At 44.7% G+C, this 4224-nt stretch carries 6 protein-coding genes; all 6 read right to left on the minus strand.

The window, feature by feature from the left end:
• The coding region (locus tag AAF462_10515) for a class I adenylate-forming enzyme family protein (GenBank protein ID MEM7009555.1) at positions 1–740 on the minus strand (740 nt) is incomplete at its 3' end.
• A 41-nt stretch (positions 741–781) separates the two neighbouring features.
• Complete coding sequence (locus AAF462_10520) at positions 782–1213, minus strand: hypothetical protein (GenBank protein ID MEM7009556.1); 432 nt, start codon at positions 1211–1213, stop codon at positions 782–784.
• 52 nt (positions 1214–1265) lie between these two features.
• Positions 1266–1661 (minus strand): STAS/SEC14 domain-containing protein, encoded by a 396-nt coding sequence (locus AAF462_10525; GenBank protein MEM7009557.1) that lies wholly within the window; start codon positions 1659–1661, stop codon positions 1266–1268.
• A 126-nt stretch (positions 1662–1787) separates the two neighbouring features.
• Positions 1788–2375 (minus strand): hypothetical protein, encoded by a 588-nt coding sequence (locus AAF462_10530; protein MEM7009558.1) that lies wholly within the window; start codon positions 2373–2375, stop codon positions 1788–1790.
• Between the two features lie 39 nt (positions 2376–2414).
• On the minus strand, positions 2415–3371 hold the full coding sequence (locus AAF462_10535) for a DUF6515 family protein (GenBank protein ID MEM7009559.1): 957 nt from the start codon (positions 3369–3371) through the stop codon (positions 2415–2417).
• Positions 3368–4168: a DUF2092 domain-containing protein gene (locus tag AAF462_10540; protein ID MEM7009560.1), complete on the minus strand. Its 801-nt coding sequence runs from the start codon at positions 4166–4168 to the stop codon at positions 3368–3370. The genes AAF462_10535 and AAF462_10540 overlap by 4 nt, the downstream gene beginning before the upstream one ends.
• Between the last annotated feature and the right edge of the window lie 56 nt (positions 4169–4224).

The following is a 4224-nucleotide window of genomic DNA, read 5'->3' on the forward strand; positions in this document are numbered from 1 at the left end:
TCGTTAACAAGCGCAGGCACACACTCATGTGACGCATAGGTGTCAAAGAGCGAGATATACGCGCCGTATAGTAGACCTGAGAATGTCTCAATAAATCCGCTTATCTGAAACTGCGGATCATACACTAGAATCCTGTCATTTTTGTCTATGTTTCCTAGCGCAATCGAAGTTGACCTGAGCGCTCCATGTATTGATGAATAGGTGTGAACAACTCCCTTTGGCTGATCTGCTGCAGAAGTATAGAAAATCACCGCAGGGTCAGAAGGATCGACCGCAATCGGCTGATATTGGCCAGCTGGTCCCAAAAGGGTGTAGAAATTATTAAAGCCCTCCCTTGGAACAACTCCGTTATGAAATGCTGTTTTTACCTGGGTTTTTGTGAAGTCCACATCCTCTGCAACTGCAATCTTATCTAGCTCAACGATTAAAGCCTTTGCCTCTGATTGAATCAGAACCCGCTCAAGCTCCTTAGCTGAGTATTTTCTGCTAAGCGGCATTGCTATTGCCCCTGTTTTTAAGCAGGCAAGATACACTGCCATAAGCTCAAAGCCGTTTGGAAGCATAAATGCTACAGGGTGTCCCTTAAGCTCCATCGCTGTAAACCAGGTGGAGATGTGGCGGGACATAAGCTCAAGATCGCCGTAGGTGTATTTCTCACCCTTATACATTAGCGCCATAGCATCAAGGTTCTCGCCAAGCGTAAAATCCCTTAGTTTTTCTATTGGATGCATTTCACTCATAAGGGTTTTAATAGTAACAGGTATTTCAATTTATTACAGCATTATGGAAGGATAATATCGCATGTGAAATCAAAAGGGGATGCTCCGTTTACATCAGCAGCGCCTACAAAAGCGTTTCCTGGGAGTATTTCAAGTGTAGATAGAATTACATTTCCCACAATCGCTCCGTTCTCATCTCGTAGGTCACAGTCCAAATTAACACAGCGGTCAATCCGGCTGCAGTCCATCTGAGTGTCGATTACCGCAAAAAACTCAGGCGGCGGAGGATCTCCTCCAAACTGAGGAGTGAAGGTGCATTCAAAAGAGTTGCACACAGATTTTATTGCGTCATTAGGGCAGCCGGCAAAAGCTAGCATAAAATTGTTCTCGCTAACTATCTCCGTGCACTGATTTCCATCCCCTCCGCCCCCGCAGGAGATAAGACCGAATAAAACAACGAACGATGCAATTAAAACTGTGCTCTTTAATTTCATATTCTAATATTCTCTGGTTTTTTAGGTGATTTCTACAACTTTTTAAGAGTATTTAGGAATCCTCTTCTTCATCTTCGCCGATCCACTTGATCGCCTGGTCAAGCTCGTGGTTATGAAATACCTTTACGTGGCCCGGAACGGACATGGTCTCTATAGCAAACCCGAAGATCTTCCCTGCCTGCTGGATCCAATTTACATCTGTCACAATTGCGATCCGCTCCCAATCTGTTATATGCGCAAGCCCAACCTTAGAGTCCTCCCACATAGCCCCAGCTTCAAACTTATTAAACTCATTTCCAAGGTGATATAAAAGTCTTATCTTGTCCTGGTGCTTTAGTTTTTCTTCCACTGCCGGGATGAGAACATTCTCATAATCTTCGGTAGTTACGTCGCCCTTTGCGGTGAATCCCAGCGCATTCTCCGAAAGTCCCTCTATTGGTTCTAACATGGCCCATCTCCATTAATTTTTATTTATTATAATACATTAAAATTAGTACAGATAAGATCGGTTTCAATATAGTTAAATTTATATGGGAAGCCTGCGCGGCAAGCTCCCCATCTTGTTAGTGATACGTTATGGTCTTTGAACTGATACTGCAAGTGCTTCTGTATAGCGAGCGTGGATGTTATCGCCTACTTTAATATTCTCTAGGTTTCCCATAGCCGGGTCAACTTTCACTGTAACCACATTGCCGTCTGGGCCTTTTAGTTTTACTTTCATGTTCTCTTTGTCGATTTCAACAACTGTTGCGATTACTTCAATTACGTCAACCGCAATCATGCCGGGCTTATCCCCTTCGGCGGCTGTGTGCATAATCTGAGTCTCTGATTCCCCTGGCTTATCTGCCGGAGAGCCTAGAAATAGAGCAACTGACTCAAAGAACTCAATCACTACCTGATCCCCAAGCTCGATCTGATCAAAGTTCTTTACTTCTGGTCCAGCTTCTACTACCTGCACGTTTCCTGCGTCATCGCCAAGAATGATGAGTCTCTCGTTTAGGTTAAGTGCCTGAACGGTTGCGGTCATTACTACAGCATCAACAAGCTTGATGCCTTTTGGGCCTTTTTGCATCTCCACCATTTCTTCAACTTCGGCAAATGCTTGTGCGGAGAATGATATAACTAATAACGCTGCTACTAAAATAGAAAATACTGTTTTCATAGATACTCCCTCCTTAATGTTTTTCCTACCTTTTTTATTTTAAGCCGGCGGTGATACTATCTTATATACAACAGAGTTTCCGCTGTAAAACGGCTGATAATAAGCCCCTCCGAATAGAAAATAAGTTTGCCCGCCAACATCACTTTTCTGAGCGCCGTCCGGAATGTCGGTAACAATTGCGCCTATTGGTGGCTGCACCACTTTATATCCATTTGATACCTGCTGATAGTATGCGCCCCCGCAGTCCATGTACTGCCCGCTATTTGCGTTAATTGGTGTGCAGGATGGCGGCAGTTCAGCTACGATTGCGCCTTCTGGAGGAGGAACTACTACGTATTCGTTATTCTCAGGTGCATAGTACACACCGTCTGAGTAATAAAATGTGTCGCCCTCAATGATTACCGGCGCAGAGTTATCTGGAATACTGGCAATTGCAGCTCCAATTACTATGCCGCTCGCAAAAGCCCATCCGCCGTAGTACCCGCCCCATGAGTTCCAGTATCCACCGTAGTATTTGTGGTTATAGTTGTTTTTCACGTTTATATTGATGTTGTTGTTATTGTTGTTAAAGTTACCGCTGCCTCCGGGTCTGTTATTTCCGGGACGGTTCCCATCGCCAGGTCTATTATTCCCCGGTCTGTTATTTCCAGGACGATTTCCCTGTCCGGGCCTATTATTGCCAGGGTTATTTGGCCTTGTTGCAACATTTCCGCCCGGTCTTTGAGCGGGTCTTGTCTGACCGATGTTAGATTTTGGCCTTTGGCCCATTCTGTTGTGACTTCCGCCTGAGCGCCCTGAATATCTAACACTTCCTCTACCGCCGTTGCCAAAGCCGCCGCCCCCGCCGCCTCTGTGCATTGAGTGGTGGCCTCCTCCGCCTCTTCCCCCGCCTCTGCCTCTTGAGAATGCATAATGAGTTGCAAGAATCATAAGGACTAGAAAGAAAAAAGCGGTCAGCAATATTTTAAAGTTAATATCTCTTGAGCTTATAGTCATTTCTTTTCTCCCTCTTGTTTCTTAAAGTTGATAAAGTCTATTTTTACAGCATCTTTCGGCAGATCGGGCTTAAATGTAGATGCCTGCAACTTCGGATCTAGATTCCAGTTAGAGAAAATTGCCTGATACTGAGGGCTGCTCTCAATCTGCTTGTATTCAATAACTAACTTATAGGGAAGGGCCGGATCGTCGTTTGAGATCCATACCTGCCAGTCCACATATTCTCCTACAAAAGCAAGATGCGTACATTCTGTACCCCTAACATTGCTGTCCCCCACAATAAACCCGCCGATCGTGGTTTCCATTACTGACTCATATGGATTTGCGCTTATCACATCTGCAAGAGGAAGTGCAAAGTTGTAGTTGTCCATTAGAAAATCCATTGTTGCGTCTATGTTGTCAGGTGTCTTAAGAACGCCGTAGAAGTTTTTGTCCGGAATGAACATTGTCAGAGTAGTGCCGCTGTACCAAACCTCTCTTGTGTTAAAGTCCCCAGTGTACTTTGCATATACATTATCAGGTCTTTTAACTGCGGCAGTCATGCTGCCGCTTACCTGGATCGTCTGTCCAGTATCGAGCGATCTGTCGTTTGTGACTTCGGTGTTGAATGTAAATTCTTGTGCCCCCGCCAAAGTGTCCGACATCTCTTTTAGAATCTCAAGAGCTTCGGGGTCAAAAATTGTCTCTGATACTTCGTTGCTTTCCTCGGCCGTGTCTTCCTGAGCAAAGGCGTGCATGGAAAAAGCAGAGCCGAGAGAGAATATTGCTATTATGAGAGCTGTTCTAAGTGCTGCCATATCTACCTCCATCTAATTGGTTCTATTTATTGTAAATGAAATCTATACAAAATACA

Source organism: Thermodesulfobacteriota bacterium (assembly GCA_039028315.1).
Classification (GTDB): Bacteria; Desulfobacterota_D; UBA1144; order Nemesobacterales; family UBA2774; genus CR02bin9.